Genomic DNA, 15,803 nt, shown 5'->3' with positions numbered 1-15,803 from the left:
CACCCTTGAGTGCTGGCACTCGCATGTATAGAGTGCTAGATGGCGCTGACCGAAGCCTCGGACACCCGCGACGACGGGGTTTTGCAGGGCCGTGAACGTGCAGATTCTTTCTCAGTACGAAAGTTGAGGACTCACATCGTGGCGAGCGTGAACATCAAGCCGCTTGAGGACAAGATCCTGGTGCAGGCCGTCGAGGCCGAGACGACCACCGCGTCGGGCCTGGTCATCCCGGACTCCGCCAAGGAGAAGCCGCAGGAAGGCACCGTCATCGCTGTCGGCGAGGGTCGGGTCACCGAGCAGGGCAACCGCGTCCCCGTGGACGTCAAGGAAGGTGACACCGTCATCTACAGCAAGTACGGCGGCACCGAGATCAAGTACGCCGGCGAGGAGTACCTGATCCTCTCGGCGCGCGACGTCCTCGCCGTCATCGGCAAGTAGGACCGGCACCGAACTCCGGCCGAGTTAGACCCCGCGAGCCTTCATCGCGTCTCACATCGCCCCGGCGCCCCGTGCAGGGGTACCGGGGCGATGTGCGTTACGCCGACAGGCTCCCGTTGCAGAAAGTGATTCATGGCCAAGCAGATTGAATTCAACGAAACCGCGCGCCGGGCGCTCGAGCGAGGCATCGACCAGCTCGCCGACACCGTGAAGGTCACCCTCGGCCCGCGCGGACGGCACGTGGTCCTCGCCAAGGCGTTCGGCGGACCGAGTGTCACCAACGACGGCGTCACCATCGCGCGCGACATCGAGCTCGACGATCCGTTCGAGAACCTCGGCGCGCAATTGGTGAAGTCCGTCGCCACCAAGACCAACGACGTGGCGGGCGACGGCACCACCACCGCGACCGTGCTGGCACAGGCGATGGTCAAGGCCGGCCTGCGCAACGTCGCCGCCGGGTCCAACCCGATCGCTCTCGGGCAGGGCATCAGCAAGGCTGCCGATGCGCTGAGCGAGGCCCTGCTCGCCGCTGCGACCCCCGTCGCCGGTGAACAGGCCATCGCCCAGATCGCCACCGTGTCCTCCCGCGACGAGGAGATCGGCGAGATGGTCGGCAAGGCGATGACCGCGGTCGGCGCCGATGGTGTCGTGACCGTCGAGGAGAGCTCGGGGCTGAGCACCGACCTCGAGATCACCGAGGGCGTCCAGTTCGACAAGGGCTTCCTCTCGCCCTACTTCGTCACCGATCTCGACAGCCAGGAAGCGGTTCTCGAGGACGCGCTGGTCCTGCTCTACCGCGACAAGATCAGCTCCCTGCCGGACTTCCTGCCGCTGCTGGAGAAGGTCGTCGAAGCAGGCAAGTCGCTGCTGATCATCGCCGAGGATGTCGAGGGCGAGCCGCTGTCGACCCTCGTCGTGAACTCGATCCGCAAGACGATCCGCGCCGTCGCCGTCAAGGCGCCGTTCTTCGGCGACCGCCGCAAGGCCTTCCTCGAAGACCTCGCGATCGTCACCGGCGGAACCGTCGTCTCCTCCGACATCGGCCTGAGCCTGCCGACGGTCGGTCTCGACGTGCTCGGCTCGGTCCGTCGCGTCGTCGTCACCAAGGACGCCACCACCCTCGTCGAGGGTGCCGGCACCAAGGACGCGATCGCGGACCGTTCGGCGCAGCTGCGACGGGAGATCGAGCAGTCCGACTCCGACTGGGACAAGGAGAAGCTCGCCGAGCGTCTGGCGAAGCTCTCCGGTGGTGTCGCGGTGATCCGCGTGGGTGCGGCCACCGAGACCGCGCTCAAGGAGCGCAAGCACCGCGTCGAGGACGCCGTCGCGGCGGCCAAGGCCGCCGTCGAGGAGGGGATCATCCCCGGTGGTGGCTCGGCCATCGTGCAGGCGTCGAAGAAGCTCGACGCCCTCGCCGAGTCCCTGACCGGTGACGAGGCCCTGGGTGTGCGGGTCGTCCGCGACTCCGCGCGGGCGCCGCTCTACTGGATCGCCGCGAACGCTGGACTCGACGGTGCGGTCGTGGTCGACAAGGTCGCCGGTGGGGCCGAGGGCTCGGGGTTCAACGCCGCGAGCCTGTCCTACGGCGACCTGGTCGCCGAAGGCATCATCGACCCGGTGAAGGTCACCCGGTCGGCGGTCGTCAACGCCGCGTCGGTGGCCCGCATGGTGCTGACGACCGAGACGGCGATCACCGATCAGCCGGCCGACGAACCGGCCGGTCACGCGGGACACGGGCACGCGCACTGACGTAACTCCGCGCAGTTCGACGAACACGAGAGCCGGGCATCCTCGCAGGGATGCCCGGCTCTCGCGGTCGTGGTCTGGTCGGGTTCGACGCCCCTGGCCTCAGCTGGCCATCCGGCGGCCGACGCCCCGCTTCATCAAGATGCTGCGCTCGGATTCGGACAGTCCGCCCCAGATGCCGTACGGCTCCGCCACCGCGAGTGCGTGCTCCCGGCATTGCGCGATGACCGGGCACTGGTGGCACATCTCTTTGGCGCGTCGCTCACGCTGCGCTCGGGCGCGGCCGCGTTCGCCGTCCGGATGGAAGAACATCGACGAGTCGACGCCGCGGCAGAGTCCTGACATCTGCCAGTCCCAGATGTCAGCGTTGGGGCCGGGGAGATGATTGGGCTGAGGCATGACAGCTACTCCTTGTCGTGGGCCGCACCGGGGTGCTTCGGTGGGAAACGTCGATTTCCTGCAACGCTGAACTCACATTAAGCGGGCCTGAGAAATTGCGTCAATAGCCCTGAAATGGGACCGGATTGCTGCGAAAGTCTCAGAAATGTTAACGGCGGGTTAGGTGATCGCGGTTGGATAGCACAGCGCGGATGCGTCGTTGCGGTGCCCCCTGATCCGGGGTGACCGACCCGGTGTGACCTGCAATGATGACTGCCGGGTCCAGGTGTCTGTCCAGTGCGTCGGACGTAGGGGTGTGGTGACGTCGATCGAACCGATTTACACGGCGGAAATCTTCCGATGATGCACCCGTGATCTGTCCAGAGAATTAACGTTGGGAATCGTTCGTTAAATTCATGCAAACCGAAAAAGATCGAGTGACCAAGAACACCTCCTCGACGCTCGACAAAGCCGTTGAGCTGCGTCGACACCCCTCGATGCGACCTTCGGTGGTCCCGCTGCTGCATGCGTGGGCCGCGGCGGTCTCCGCCGGCGGGGACGGGAACTACGCCCGCGCGCTCACCGAGCTCGCGTCCCTCGAACGGGTCGCCGGTGTGCGAGCGCGGGGATTCGCGCCCACCGACCCCCACCTCGCCGTGCTGTCTCTGTGTCAGAGCACGCGGGCCTCGCTGATCCGCCAGGCCGGGCGACACCACATCTCGCATGGGGTCGACGGTCGAGCCCTCCTCACCGTCGGCATCTCCGGCGCCCGGGCCGAGCCGGGTGCACCGGGCCCCGGGCCACGCGAGGTCTCGCTCATCCGAGCGGCGGTCGCGGACGGACTCGTCGGGCTCGCGGCCGACAATCTGGGTCTGCTGCGGTTCGATGCGTCCCGTCGGCTGCTCGACCGGGCGCGAACGGTCCTCGATCCCACGGACGAGCGGCCGGTCGGGGCGAACCCCGAACAGTGGTCCTGGCGGCCGGCGGACGCGGACTGGATGACGGCCACGCGCTGCCGCCTGCGCTGGGAATGGGTGAGCGCCGAACTCGGTCTGTACCGCGGTGACGTGGCGTCCGGGCTCGAACACGCCCGAGCGGGGGCACTGCTGGTGCGGGAGATGCACGACGCGGCGACTCCGGTCCCGGCCCGCCATCGAGTGAAGACCGCGTTGATCGCCGCGGCTGCCGCCGCGGGCGCGGGGGATCGGGGTGGCACCGCGAACGCGGCGCGGGACGTCGTCGCCGACGCTCGCGACGAGGCCCTCCTGCCCCTGGAGTGGGCGGCGATGAGCCTGCTGCTGGGCACCGGAGCCGCGTCCGGCGACGAGGCCGTTCACCACCGCCGGCTCCGCGCCACGCTGATCGGCAAGGGCATGGCGCTGATGCCGGACGGTTGATCGCTAAGGTGTGTTGGGGTCTGCCACGTCGTCGCCGCCGGAGACGTCGCCGGAACGCGCTCTCCAGCCGCGTGCCACGACGATCGCCACCGGCGGCGTCACCGTGCCGGGGCCCGGACCAGGACCGGCAATTAGACCGGTTGGCCGACTTGTAACACGGGGATTCCTACGCGCGATGAAGTTGACAGGTGGTGAGTTGAACGACGCCGTTCGGGCCGCGGGCCAAGGCGATCGGGCAGCTCTCACGTCAGTTCTCGAAAGCGTGCAGGAACCGATCCTGCGCTACTGCCGAGGACGCATCGGGGTAGGGGAACGGCATCTGTTCTCCGCCGACGACATCGCGCAGGAGGCATTGATGGCGGTGATGACCGCGTTACCACGGTACCGTGACCAGGGCAAACCGTTCATGGCCTTCGTCTACGGCATCGCCTCGCACAAGGTCGCCGACGCCATGCGGGTGGCGGCACGGGTGAAGTCGGACCCGGTCGAGGAGATCCCCGAGGTCTCACACGTCACCGGTGGCCCCGAGCAGTTCGCGATCGATGCCGACGGCAGCAGGCGGATGAGAGCCCTGCTGGGCATCCTCCCCGAGAAACAACGCGAGGTACTGGTCCTGCGGTTGATCGTCGGGATGTCGGCGGAGGAGACCGCGCAGGCGATCGGCAGCACCGCGGGAGCAGTACGAGTCGCCCAGCATCGAGCGCTGGCGAAATTGAAAGACGAGTTGAGACGGACAGGAGGTCACGATGAGCGGACAGTCTGATTGGCGTAGACGCCGTGTCGCCGGTGGTGACCAGCCGAATCGACCCGGTCAGCCGCCGGCGCACCGTCGCGCGCCCGGTTCGAGCGGCCCGGCGCCCGCCGGGCCCGGACCCCGCCCGGTTGACCCGTTCTCCTCGGACGCGGAGTCCGGACTCGACGCGTTCGATCTCTCCGCTTCCGATGACGCGCTCGATCTCTCCGAACTGAACTTCGACGAGAACTTCCTCGACGCGCTGACCCGCGATGTGCCGGTGCCGACCCGCGACGCGGCCGAGTATCAGCTGGCCGAGATGCTGTCGGGCTGGCGGTCGGAGATCGTGTCCACCCCCGAGCCCGAGCTGCTGTCCGTCGACGACGTCGAGCGGGCAATCGGGACCAGCGAGCGCGCGAGTCGCGGCCGCCGCATGGTCCGTCACCTGCGCGTCGTGTCGGGTGCCGCCGCGATCGTCATCGTTGCGGCTGCCGGCCTGACCGTGCTCTCCGAGGGCTCGCAACCCGGCGACCCGCTGTGGGGCATCAAACAGGTCGTGTTCGCCGAGGCCGCGTCGCAGACGCAGGCGGCCCACGACGTCCGGAACAACCTCGAGCGTGCCGAGGCCGCGATCGCCGCCGGTGATCCGGGTGCGGCGGCCAGCCTGCTGGCCGAGGCGCAGGAGCGCATGGGTCCGATGGACAACGAGATGCGTGACGAGATGACGGACTGGATGAACCGCATCCGCGCGGGTGCGGGTCTGCCGACCGAGACCACCGATCCCGCACCGTCGACCGGTGCGGAACAGCCCGGGACGATCGACCCGACCCGGCCCGATCTCCGGAACTCCGAGGACCAGCCCTCACCCGACGCGTCGACGCCTCCGGGCGGCGGGACGGATGAACCGACCACGCCGTCCGAGCAGACGAGCGACCCGCAGGAGCCGTCGTCGGTCCCGCCCTCGAGCGAGCCGGCAGAACCGTCGACGCCGTCGTCGAGCACGAAGGTCACCCGTTTCCCGGCCGAGTTCCCCGAGATCCCGTGGACGCCGCCGCCCGGCGTGGACGCCGGTCGGCCGATCGGCTGACGCGACCGCACCATCGCCGGCCCCAACGGTCGTTGGAGATCATGAGCGAGGCCCCGCACCGGATCGATCGGTGCGGGGCCTCGCTCATTGGTGGTGCCGGAGAGTCGGCGACAGTTACCGCCGCGTCCGTGGAGGATCAGCGCTCGTCGTCGAGATGACTACGGGCGTCGGCGTAACCGCGGCAGTAATCCCACGTGACGTAGGCGTCCGGACGGGGATCCACCGCGGGCTCGTGCGGCCGGACGGTGCCGTCGATGAGAAGCTGGATCAGGTTGGCGCGCAACATGTCCCAGTCGTGGTAGTGGTCCTCGCGGCAGTCCTCACACACGACGACCAGGCCGCGTACACCGCGATTGGCCAGTAGGGCCTCGTAGAGTGCGAGATCGGCGAGGTCTTCTTCGACCGCGAGCCGCTCGTTCTCGTCCAACGGGATACCCGGCTCCACGCTGTCCAATGCGGATGCGGGATCGCTGGGATCGTCGGCGAACGGATCCGGCGGGAGGCCGGGTGGCAGGTGGTCACGCACCACACCACCGTAGCCGATCCGCGGGTGCGCGCGCCGCAGGCGTTCACCGGTCGAGCGCACCTGTTGAGAGTGGGTCGGGCGACCTCATCGGCGCGAAGACTCCTGTGTGACGATCGCCGCAACAAGGGACTCGATACCATGGTCCGATGACTGCTGTTCGTACCGGTGGAGACGATCCCGGCAAGGTCGCGATGCTCGGCCTGACCTTCGACGACGTCCTGTTGCTGCCCTCGGCGTCGGACGTGATACCCAGCGAGGTCGACACCTCGTCGCGGGTGACCAAGAACGTGACGCTGCGTGTCCCGCTGGTGAGTTCGGCGATGGACACCGTGACCGAGTCCCGGATGGCGATCGCGATGGCGCGCGCCGGGGGTATGGGTGTCCTCCACCGCAATCTGTCGATCGAGGAGCAGGCCGGCCAGGTCGAGACCGTCAAGCGGTCCGAGGCGGGCATGGTCACCGATCCGGTGACGTGCACCCCCACGCACACGCTCGCCGAGGTGGACGCCATGTGCGCGCGCTACCGCATCTCCGGTCTGCCCGTTGTCGACGACAAGGGTGAGCTCGTCGGCATCATCACCAACCGCGACATGCGGTTCGAGGTCGACCAGAGCCGTCCGGTCGCCGAGGTGATGACCAAGGCCCCGCTCATCACCGCCCAGGAGGGCGTCTCCGCAGAGGCCGCACTGGGACTGCTCCGCCGGCACAAGATCGAGAAGCTGCCGATCGTCGACGGCAACGGTCGCCTGACCGGACTCATCACCGTCAAGGACTTCGTCAAGACCGAACAGCATCCGCTGGCGACCAAGGACTCCGACGGACGGTTGCTCGTCGGGGCGGCCGTCGGCACCGGTGACCCGCAGTGGGACCGGGCGATGGCGTTGGCCGACGCCGGGGCCGACGTGATCATCGTCGACACCGCCCACGCGCACAACCGGCTCGTGCTCGACATGGTGGCCAAGTTGAAGGCCGAGGTCGGCGATCGGGTGGACGTGGTCGGCGGCAACGTCGCGACCCGCGAGGCCGCGCAGGCCCTCGTCGACGCCGGCGCCGATGCGGTGAAGGTCGGCGTCGGACCGGGCTCGATCTGCACCACCCGCGTCGTGGCGGGTGTCGGTGCCCCGCAGATCACCGCCATCCTCGAAGCCGTGGCGGTCTGTCAGAAGGCGGGAGTGCCCGTGATCGCCGACGGTGGTCTGCAGTACTCCGGCGACATCGCCAAGGCCCTCGCGGCGGGGGCGTCGACCGCGATGCTCGGTTCGCTCCTCGCCGGCACCGCCGAGGCCCCCGGCGAGCTGGTCCTGGTCAACGGCAAGCAGTTCAAGAGCTACCGCGGCATGGGTTCGCTGGGTGCGATGCAGGGTCGCGGACAGGCGAAGTCGTACTCCAAGGACCGCTACTTCCAGGACGACGTCCTCAAAGAGGAGAAGCTGGTTCCCGAGGGCATCGAGGGACGGGTGCCGTTCCGCGGTCCGCTGTCGCAGGTGATACATCAGCTCGTCGGCGGCCTTCGTGCCGCGATGGGCTACACCGGCGCGTCGACGATCCCGGATCTGCAGACCGCGCGGTTCGTCCAGATCACCGCGGCCGGCCTGAAGGAATCCCACCCGCACGACATCACGCTGACCGCAGAGGCACCCAACTACTATTCCCGCTGAACTCCCCGAGGTCGTTCCCGCCGGACTCGTCCGGGGGGCCAGGCCGTAGGGTCGTTGTGCAGCTGAACTCCGCAGAAAGGCGCAGTGGTGCGTGACCTCGTCGAAATCGGCATGGGCCGGACAGCCCGACGGACCTACGAGCTGGGGGACATCAGCATCGTCCCGTCCCGTCGGACCCGTTCGTCCAAGGACGTCTCCACCGCATGGCAGATCGATGCCTACCGGTTCTCCTCGCCGATCCTGAGCCACCCGACGGATGCCCTGGTGTCGCCGTCGGTCGCGATCGAACTGGGCAAGCTCGGCGCGCTCGGCGTCCTGAACGGTGAGGGGCTGTGGGCCCGTCACCGCGACGTCGAGGCGAAGATCGCCGAACTCGTCGCCATCGCGGCGGAGGACCCGGATCCCTATGCGGCGGTTCGACACCTGCAGCAACTCCACTCGGCCCCGCTCGACAGCGGGTTGCTCGGCGAGGCCGTGGCCCAGGTCCGCGACGCGGGGGTCACCACGGCCGTCCGCGTCAGCCCGCAGCACGCACCCGAGCTGACCCCGGCGCTGCTGGCCGCCGGGGTGGAGATCCTGGTGGTGCACGGCACGATCATCTCGGCGGAGCACGTGGCGCAGGTCGATGCCGACGGCACGCAGCGGGAACCGCTGAACCTGAAGACCTTCATCGCCGATCTCGACGTACCGGTCATCGCGGGCGGCGTGCACGACCACCGCACCGCGCTGCACCTGATGCGGACGGGTGCCGCGGGCGTGATCGTCGGCTACGGTTCCGCCGCGGGAGCCACCACGACGGGCGAGGTGCTCGGCATCGGTGTGCCGATGGCCACCGCCATCGCCGACGCCGCCGCCGCGCGTCGCGACTACCTGGACGAGACCGGCGGTCGCTACGTCCACGTCATCGCCGACGGCGACATCCACAGCTCGGGCGACATCGTCAAGGCGATCGCCTGTGGAGCCGACGCCGCGGTCCTCGGAACCTCGCTCGCCGCAACGAGTTCCGCGCCCGGCAACGGATGGTACTGGCCGTCGGCCGCTGCTCACCCCGACACCCCGCGCGGCGCCCTCCTGCAGGTCGCCGCGGGTGAAGACCGACCGAGTCTCGAGCGGGTTCTCTACGGCCCCTCCGACGACCCGTACGGCGAACTGAATGTCGTCGGCGCACTGCGTCGGGCCATGGCGAAGGCCGGTTACTGCGACCTCAAGGAATTCCAGCGCGTGGGGTTGTCCGTCCGCGGCTGATAGTTAGGGTGACCTGGGTCTCTTTATGTGACAATGCGCGTTAGTATGTTCGGCATGGGATTCGACAAGTCGACCGAACACGCCACCGACTTCGACGTTCTGATCGTCGGCTCCGGGTTCGGCGGCAGCGTGAGTGCGTTGCGGCTGGTGGAGAAGGGGTACCGCGTCGGCGTGGTCGAGGCCGGGCGCCGGTTCGAGGACGAGGACTTCGCCAAGACCAGCTGGCGCCTCAACCGGTGGTTGTGGGCACCGAAGCTGGGCCTGTACGGCATCCAGCGCATCCACGCCCTGAAAGACGTGATGATCCTCGCCGGGGCGGGCGTCGGCGGCGGCTCGCTCAACTACGCCAACACGCTCTACAAGCCCCCGACGCCGTTCTTCACCGATCCCCAGTGGAATCACATCACCGACTGGGAGGACGAGCTCAGCCCGTACTACGACCAGGCCCGGCGGATGCTCGGCGTGGTCACCAACCCGACGGTCACCGCGTCCGACCGCGTGGTCGCCGAAGTCGCCGCCGAGATGGGTGTCGGGGACACGGTGACCCCGACGCCGGTCGGTGTGTTCTTCGGTGCGAAGACGGGTCTGTCCGGGGCGCCCGGCGAGACCGTCGCCGACCCGTACTTCGGCGGTGCGGGTCCGGACCGGACCGCCTGCACCGAGTGCGGCGCGTGCATGACCGGGTGCCGGGTGGGTGCCAAGAACACCCTGCTGAAGAACTATCTCGGCCTCGCGGAACGCCACGGCGCCACCATCATCGACCGGACCACGGTGGACTCGCTCCGGCAGCGCGCCGACGATGTCTGGGAGGTGGGCACGCATCACTCGTCGTCGTGGGGTCCGCTCGGACGCCGTCGACGCACGATCACGGCGGGTCAGGTCATCCTGGCGGCCGGCACGTTCAACACCCAACGACTGCTGCACCACGCGAAACTCGGTACGCTGCCGCAGATCTCGGACGCGATGGGTCGGCTCACGCGCACCAACTCGGAGTCGATACTGGGTGCGATGGGGTCGCGGATCGATCCGGAGAACGACTACTCGCGCGGCGTCGCGATCACTTCGTCGTTCTATCCCGAGCCGAACACGCACATCGAACCGGTGCGATACGGCAAGGGCTCCAACGCGATCGCGTACCTGCAGACCCTGCTCACCGACGGCGGGTCCCGGCGCAATCGGTTCGGGCAGTTCCTGCGTCAGGTCGCCCGCAACCCGTTCCTGCTGGTGCGGTTGCTCGTGGTGCGACAGTGGAGCGAGCGGACCGTGATCGCCCTGGTCATGCAGAACAACAACAACTCGCTGACCACCTTCGTCCGCAAGCGCGGACCGGTGCGGTACGTCACCAGCAAGCAGGGCCACGGCGAGCCGAACCCGACGTGGATTCCGAAGGGCAACGAGGCAACTCGCCGGATCGCGGCGAAACTCGACGGCGGCGTCGCCGGCGGGACCTGGGGCGACATCGTCAACATGCCGCTGACCGCGCACTATCTCGGCGGCTGCGCGATCTCCGACGACCCGGACAACGGCGTCATCGATCCCTACCAGCGCGTGTGGAACTACCCGACGTTGCACATCGCCGACGGCGCGTCGGTGTCGGCGAACCTCGGCGTCAATCCGTCGCTGACGATCTGCGCGCAGGCGGAACGCGCGGCGGCACTGTGGCCGAACAAGGGCGAACAGGACCGGCGTCCTGCGCAGGGCGACCCGTACCGCCGCATCGAGCCGACGACGCCGGCGTCCCCGGTGGTGCCGGCCGACGCACCCGGCGCCCTGCGGCTGCCGATCACCCCGGTCGTCCCCGCCACTCCACTCACGGCACAACGCATCTCGTAGCGCCGGTGCGCCGTCACGCGCACTGTGACCACGAAATCCCGGTCGGAGGCGTCGGCGGGTAGTGTCGTCGTCCAGTGCCGAACGGGGGGAGACGCATGTCGGGTACAGAGCCGCTGACCGTGGTGTTGGCGGGCGGAAGTGGCTCGCTGGGAACGCATCTGGCGACCGATCTCGCCGAGCGTGGATACCATCCGGTCATCCTGACGCGGCGGGTCGATCCGTCGTCGCCGTTCGAGCAGGTGGTCTGGGACGGCAGGACCCAGGGCGACTGGGTCGAGACGCTGGCCGCAGATCGTCCGACGGCGGTGGTCAACCTCGCGGGCAAACTCGTGGATTGCCGCCCCACGGACGCCAACATCGCCGCACTGCGGAACAGTCGGGTCGACGCGACGCGAGCACTCGTCACCGCATCGCGCGAACGCACGACGCCGATCTCGTACTGGCTGCAGTCCAGCACGACCGCGATCTGGAGCGACGCGGGTGAACTGTGGTGCACCGAATCGACGCCGATCCCGGTGGGCCTCCCGCAGATGACCGGTGTGGCGCAGCCCTGGGAGGAGGCGGTGGACGGCGCGAACACCGACCATCTGACCGTGCTGCGCACCTCGATCGTGCTCGATGCGGATTCGCCGGCCATCCGACGCCTCGTGGGCCTGACCAGGTTCGGACTCGGCGGGCGGGTCGGCGACGGCCGGCAATGGTTCAGCTGGATTCACATCGACGACTGGCTCGCGATCGCCCGCGCGGCGCTGCGGGTCGACGGCGCGGTGTCGCTGCCCGACGGTGTCGTCGTGGCGGCCAGTCCGAATCCGGTGCGCAACTCCGAACTCATGGCGATGCTGCGCGCGGAGATCGGACGGCCGCCCGCGCCGCCGACGCCCGCGTGGTTGCTGAAGCTCGGTGCGGTGGTGCTGCGCACGGACCCGGCCCTCGGACTCACGGGGCGCCGCGCGCGGTCTGATGTACTGGCCGACGCCGGTTTCGAATTCCGCTTCCCACGGCTCGAGGACGCACTCTCCGATCTGCTCTGAGAGGTCGCCTCAGTCCAGTCCGCGCGCGGTGAGGGTGTCGGCGAAACCGTCGGCGGTGCGCAGGGCGGCGAGGACGACCGGCGCGACGAGGATGCGTGGACCGGGCCGGAGCCCGCGAGCCTTGCGTGCCTCGTCGACCTCCCGCACCACCTCGACCATCAGCGGGATCGCCCGAATGGTCAGCGCCAGCGCGAGGGCGATGAGGTCCACGCGCACCCCGAGCCGTCTCAGGGGGCCGAGCGCACGGACGATCGTGTCGAGCATGTCCGTCGTGCGGGTGGTCAGCGAGACGGCCGCGGCGAGTGCGACCGACAGCGCGAGGACGCCGCAGACGATTACCGCCCGCCGCCAGTCGGTGAAGACGACCTGGAACGCGAAGATGAACAGCAGCAACCACATCAGTGGCCGCAGCTGCCGCCACGCCTCGCGCGGCCCGATCCCCGCCAGCGCGTAGACGACCGCGACCCCGGCCGTCGCGATGCCGAGGGCGGTGAGCGACCGGACCGTCAGCGACAGCACCAGGATCACCACGCCCATCGCGACGAACTTGACGCCTGCGGGCAGTCGGTGCAGCAGCGTGTTGCCGGGACGGTAGACGCCGAGGACGTTCACGACATCATCCCGCGGTAGGCGGCCAGCGCAGGCCGAGGTTCGTCGTCGACGACGACCCGCCCCTCGTCGATGACGATGACGCGGTCGAAGTCGGCCAGGATGTCGAGATCGTGGCTGACGACGACGAGTTGCTCGTCGAGGGTCGCGAACACGTCGGTGAGCATGCGGGTGTTGCGCAGGTCGAGCAGGGTGGTGGGTTCGTCGGCGACGATGATCGCGGGGTCGGTCACGAACACCGACGCCAGGGCGAGGAGCTGCTTCTGCCCGCCGGAGAGCCGCTGGGCCGGATGGTCCGCGTGGTCGGCGAGGCCGAATCGGGCGAGCACCTCGCCGGCACGCTCGGCGCGCGCGGACTTGTCGAGATCGGTTCGACGAAGCGACAGTTCGATGTCCTCGCGGACCGTCGGCATGATGATTTGACGGTCGGGGTCGGAGAAGATGAAGCCCACCCGGCGTCGGACCTCACGCTTGTTCTTCGCGACCGATAGCCCGTCGACGATGACGGTCCCGGAGTCGGGCACGACGAGCGCGTTGATCATCCGCGCCAGCGTCGACTTGCCGCTGCCGTTGGCGCCGACGATCCCGATCCGGTTCTCCGACAACGTCAGTGAGACCTCGCGCAGGACGACCCGGTCGCCGTAGGCGTGGGTGACATCGGTGAATTCGATCATCGCCGCTGGGGTGGGGCGGCTTCTCAGCCGGCCACGGTGCCGGATCGGCGCGCGCGCAACGGTTCGATGAGGCCCGGCCGGCCGCGGTGGACCTGGGCCGCGACCAGGGCCGCGATGACGCACTTGGCGATGTCGCCGGGGATGAACGAACCGTTGGTCGCGATGGCCGCCCACAGTGTCAGGTCGGTCCGCACCAGCAGGCCGAGCACCCCGCAGGCGTAGAGGACGACGATGCCGCCGAGCGCGTTGATGCCGATGCCCCACAGCACGCGATATTTCCCGGAGCCCGTCTTCCCGCCGGTCGAGACCATGAGTGCGGTCAGCACCCCGATGACGATGACCGCCGGGAGGAACCCGATGAAGTATCCGGCCGTCGGGGAGGACAGCGCGGTGAGGCCGTTGCGTCCGCCCGAGAGGATCGGGAGTCCGGCGATCGCCAGCACCATGAAGATGACCACGGCCAGCGTGCCCTTCCGCGGGCCGAGGACCGCCCCGGCGAGGATGACCCCGAGCGACTGGAACGTGATCGGCACACCGCTGGTGCCGATGTTGATGGTCCCGGGCAGGCCGAGCGCGGCGATCAGCGCGGCGAACACGGCGGCCTGGGTGAGGTCGCCGATGCTCAGCGACCAGCGGTTGGGGGATTTCGGCGATGCAGTCATGTCGATTCCGGAGTATTTCACGCGGCGGCGGCGCAGCCGCACCCACCGGGCGGGGTGACCAGGTATCGACGCCGGTCCGCCCACTAGACTCGGCCCGGTGACAGACACTTCTTCTGCGAACTCGTCCTCTCCCGAGGATTTCCTCGAGGGCCCGCGGCCGGTGCTCGTCGTCGACTTCGGCGCGCAGTACGCGCAGCTGATCGCGCGTCGGGTGCGGGAAGCGCGGATCTACTCGGAGGTGATCTCGCACGAGGCGCCGATCGCGGAGATCCAGGAGAAGGATCCGGTCGCGATCATCCTGTCGGGCGGACCGTCGTCGGTGTACGCGGAGGACGCGCCGGACCTCGATCCCGCCCTCTTCGACCTCGACGTCCCGGTCTTCGGCATCTGCTACGGCTTCCAGGCGATGGCGGACAAGCTGGGCGGCGAGGTGGCCAACACCGGCGGGCGCGAGTTCGGCCGGACGACGTTCACGACCAACGGCGAAGGCGTTCTCCACCAAGGTCTCTCGGACACCCAGCCGGTCTGGATGAGCCACAACGACGCCGTCCAGTCCCCGCCGGAGGGGTTCACCGTCACCGGGTCGACGCCCGGCGCGCCGGTCGCATCCTTCGAGAACCTGAAGCGCCGGATGGCCGGTGTGCAGTACCACCCCGAGGTGCTGCACACACCGCACGGCCAGCAGATCCTCACCCGTTTCCTGTACGAGATCGCCGGTCTCGAGGCCACCTGGACGGCGGCCAACATCGCCGACGCGCTGATCGACGCGGTCGCCGACCAGATCGGTGACGGGCGGGCCATCTGCGGGCTCTCCGGCGGCGTGGATTCCGCGGTGGCCGCCGCGCTGGTGCAGCGCGCCATCGGCGATCGTCTGACCTGTGTCTTCGTCGACCACGGTCTTCTGCGCGCCGGAGAACGCGAACAGGTACAGCACGATTTCGTCGGGGCGACCGGGGCGAAGCTGGTGACGGTCGACGCCGCCGACACCTTCTTGCGTGAGCTGTCCGGCGTCAGCGACCCCGAGACCAAGCGCAAGATCATCGGCCGCGAGTTCATCCGGTCGTTCGAGGGTGCGGTCAGCGAGGTCCTCGGCGAGGAGGCCGAGGCGGGGGAGAAGGTCGACTTCCTCGTCCAGGGCACGTTGTACCCCGACGTCGTCGAGTCCGGCGGCGGCAGCGGCACCGCGAACATCAAAAGTCATCACAACGTCGGCGGTCTGCCCGACGACCTCGAGTTCAGTCTCGTGGAACCGCTGCGTCTGCTGTTCAAGGACGAGGTGCGTGCGGTCGGCCGCGAACTGGGGCTGCCCGAGGAGATCGTCGCCCGCCAGCCGTTCCCCGGGCCCGGCCTGGCGATCCGCATCGTCGGCGAGGTGACCGGCGACCGACTGGAGACGCTGCGCAAGGCCGACCTGATCGCGCGCGAGGAACTGACCGCCGCCGGCCTCGACTCGCAGATCTGGCAGTGTCCGGTCGTGTTGCTGGCCGACGTGCGCAGTGTGGGCGTGCAGGGAGACGGCCGCACCTACGGCCACCCGATCGTGCTGCGCCCGGTGTCGAGCGAGGACGCGATGACCGCGGACTGGACGCGTGTGCCCTACGAGGTCCTCGAGATCATCTCCACCCGCATCACCAACGAGGTCGCCGAGGTCAACCGGGTGGTGCTCGACGTGACGAGCAAGCCGCCGGGCACCATCGAGTGGGAGTAGTCCCCGCGGTCACGTCCGTTTGAGCGTGCGCACCGGCGCTCCGGGCTTCCAGACCTGCACGACGAGGTACTCCTCGTC

The 15,803-nt window shown here is 68.8% G+C and carries 15 protein-coding genes; 10 read left to right on the top strand and 5 right to left on the bottom strand.

The window, feature by feature from the left end:
* Window positions 1-138 precede the first annotated feature (138 nt).
* Both groES and groL read left to right on the top strand, forming a co-directional pair.
* On the top strand, window positions 139-438 hold the full coding sequence (gene groES, locus ACFUEJ_RS08825; protein ID WP_004019185.1) for a co-chaperone GroES: 300 nt from the start codon (window positions 139-141) through the stop codon (window positions 436-438).
* 132 nt (window positions 439-570) lie between these two features.
* Complete coding sequence (groL, locus tag ACFUEJ_RS08820; protein ID WP_058250696.1) at window positions 571-2,187, top strand: chaperonin GroEL; 1,617 nt, start codon at window positions 571-573, stop codon at window positions 2,185-2,187.
* 99 nt (window positions 2,188-2,286) lie between these two features.
* Here the strand turns inward: groL and ACFUEJ_RS08815 are convergent, their stop codons facing one another.
* The gene (locus ACFUEJ_RS08815; RefSeq protein ID WP_010841865.1) at window positions 2,287-2,583 is read right to left on the bottom strand and encodes a WhiB family transcriptional regulator; all 297 of its coding nucleotides are present in this window, start codon (window positions 2,581-2,583) and stop codon (window positions 2,287-2,289) included.
* A gap of 416 nt (window positions 2,584-2,999) precedes the next feature.
* On the opposite strand from ACFUEJ_RS08815, the gene ACFUEJ_RS08810 reads away from it, so the two are divergent.
* From ACFUEJ_RS08810 to ACFUEJ_RS08800, 3 genes are all read left to right on the top strand, one after another.
* Entirely contained in the window at window positions 3,000-3,959 is a 960-nt protein-coding gene (locus ACFUEJ_RS08810; RefSeq protein ID WP_058250695.1) for a hypothetical protein, read from the top strand.
* A 175-nt stretch (window positions 3,960-4,134) separates the two neighbouring features.
* Window positions 4,135-4,722, top strand: coding sequence for a sigma-70 family RNA polymerase sigma factor (locus ACFUEJ_RS08805; RefSeq protein ID WP_010841867.1), 588 nt, complete (start codon window positions 4,135-4,137; stop codon window positions 4,720-4,722).
* Complete coding sequence (locus tag ACFUEJ_RS08800) at window positions 4,706-5,779, top strand: anti-sigma-D factor RsdA (protein ID WP_068971738.1); 1,074 nt, start codon at window positions 4,706-4,708, stop codon at window positions 5,777-5,779. Before ACFUEJ_RS08805 ends, ACFUEJ_RS08800 begins: the two co-directional genes overlap by 17 nt.
* A 136-nt stretch (window positions 5,780-5,915) precedes the next feature.
* Here ACFUEJ_RS08800 and ACFUEJ_RS08795 read toward each other — a convergent pair whose 3' ends face one another.
* The gene (locus tag ACFUEJ_RS08795) at window positions 5,916-6,305 is read right to left on the bottom strand and encodes a DUF5319 domain-containing protein (protein ID WP_058250883.1); all 390 of its coding nucleotides are present in this window, start codon (window positions 6,303-6,305) and stop codon (window positions 5,916-5,918) included.
* 146 nt (window positions 6,306-6,451) lie between these two features.
* Between ACFUEJ_RS08795 and guaB the strand changes: the two genes are divergently transcribed.
* From guaB to ACFUEJ_RS08775, 4 genes are all read left to right on the top strand, one after another.
* Window positions 6,452-7,963 carry an IMP dehydrogenase gene (gene guaB, locus ACFUEJ_RS08790; protein ID WP_058250693.1) on the top strand — a complete coding sequence of 504 codons (1,512 nt, stop codon included), beginning with the start codon at window positions 6,452-6,454 and terminating at the stop codon, window positions 7,961-7,963.
* 87 nt (window positions 7,964-8,050) lie between these two features.
* Window positions 8,051-9,208: a GuaB3 family IMP dehydrogenase-related protein gene (locus ACFUEJ_RS08785; RefSeq protein ID WP_058250882.1), complete on the top strand. Its 1,158-nt coding sequence runs from the start codon at window positions 8,051-8,053 to the stop codon at window positions 9,206-9,208.
* Window positions 9,209-9,253: 45 nt separating this feature from the next.
* A complete protein-coding gene (locus ACFUEJ_RS08780) occupies window positions 9,254-11,041 on the top strand; it encodes a GMC family oxidoreductase (protein WP_083229439.1) in 1,788 nt (595 codons plus the stop codon).
* Window positions 11,042-11,136: 95 nt separating this feature from the next.
* Window positions 11,137-12,072, top strand: a complete 936-nt coding sequence (locus tag ACFUEJ_RS08775) for an epimerase (protein ID WP_058250691.1) — start codon at window positions 11,137-11,139, stop codon at window positions 12,070-12,072.
* Window positions 12,073-12,081: 9 nt separating this feature from the next.
* Here ACFUEJ_RS08775 and ACFUEJ_RS08770 read toward each other — a convergent pair whose 3' ends face one another.
* From ACFUEJ_RS08770 to ACFUEJ_RS08760, 3 genes are read right to left on the bottom strand one after another with little or no spacing between them, the layout of a single operon-like run.
* Complete coding sequence (locus ACFUEJ_RS08770) at window positions 12,082-12,684, bottom strand: energy-coupling factor transporter transmembrane protein EcfT (protein WP_058250690.1); 603 nt, start codon at window positions 12,682-12,684, stop codon at window positions 12,082-12,084.
* The gene (locus ACFUEJ_RS08765) at window positions 12,681-13,355 is read right to left on the bottom strand and encodes an energy-coupling factor ABC transporter ATP-binding protein (protein WP_058250689.1); all 675 of its coding nucleotides are present in this window, start codon (window positions 13,353-13,355) and stop codon (window positions 12,681-12,683) included. Before ACFUEJ_RS08765 ends, ACFUEJ_RS08770 begins: the two co-directional genes overlap by 4 nt.
* A 23-nt stretch (window positions 13,356-13,378) precedes the next feature.
* Window positions 13,379-14,017: a biotin transporter BioY gene (locus tag ACFUEJ_RS08760; protein WP_058250881.1), complete on the bottom strand. Its 639-nt coding sequence runs from the start codon at window positions 14,015-14,017 to the stop codon at window positions 13,379-13,381.
* Window positions 14,018-14,177: 160 nt separating this feature from the next.
* Between ACFUEJ_RS08760 and guaA the strand changes: the two genes are divergently transcribed.
* Window positions 14,178-15,725 carry a glutamine-hydrolyzing GMP synthase gene (gene guaA / locus ACFUEJ_RS08755; RefSeq protein WP_058250688.1) on the top strand — a complete coding sequence of 516 codons (1,548 nt, stop codon included), beginning with the start codon at window positions 14,178-14,180 and terminating at the stop codon, window positions 15,723-15,725.
* Window positions 15,726-15,803: the final 78 nt, after the last annotated feature.

It is taken from the genome of Gordonia sp. NPDC057258, from assembly GCF_042668985.1.
Lineage (GTDB): Bacteria > Actinomycetota > Actinomycetes > Mycobacteriales > Mycobacteriaceae > Gordonia > Gordonia hongkongensis.
The sequence above is the reverse complement of the archived record's forward strand: the minus strand, read 5'-3'. Positions and strand labels throughout refer to the sequence as shown.

Bases quoted from the DNA above. Each gene is read 5' to 3' on its own strand.
- groL (WP_058250696.1), top strand. From the start codon at position 571: ATGGCCAAGCAGATTGAATTCAACGAAACCGCGCGCCGGGCGCTCGAG.
- ACFUEJ_RS08815 (WP_010841865.1), bottom strand. From the start codon at position 2,583: ATGCCTCAGCCCAATCATCTCCCCGGCCCCAACGCTGACATCTGGGAC.
- ACFUEJ_RS08805 (WP_010841867.1), top strand. From the start codon at position 4,135: ATGAAGTTGACAGGTGGTGAGTTGAACGACGCCGTTCGGGCCGCGGGC.
- ACFUEJ_RS08800 (WP_068971738.1), top strand. From the start codon at position 4,706: ATGAGCGGACAGTCTGATTGGCGTAGACGCCGTGTCGCCGGTGGTGAC.
- guaB (WP_058250693.1), top strand. From the start codon at position 6,452: ATGACTGCTGTTCGTACCGGTGGAGACGATCCCGGCAAGGTCGCGATG.
- ACFUEJ_RS08780 (WP_083229439.1), top strand. From the start codon at position 9,254: ATGTTCGGCATGGGATTCGACAAGTCGACCGAACACGCCACCGACTTC.
- ACFUEJ_RS08775 (WP_058250691.1), top strand. From the start codon at position 11,137: ATGTCGGGTACAGAGCCGCTGACCGTGGTGTTGGCGGGCGGAAGTGGC.
- ACFUEJ_RS08765 (WP_058250689.1), bottom strand. From the start codon at position 13,355: ATGATCGAATTCACCGATGTCACCCACGCCTACGGCGACCGGGTCGTC.
- ACFUEJ_RS08760 (WP_058250881.1), bottom strand. From the start codon at position 14,017: ATGACTGCATCGCCGAAATCCCCCAACCGCTGGTCGCTGAGCATCGGC.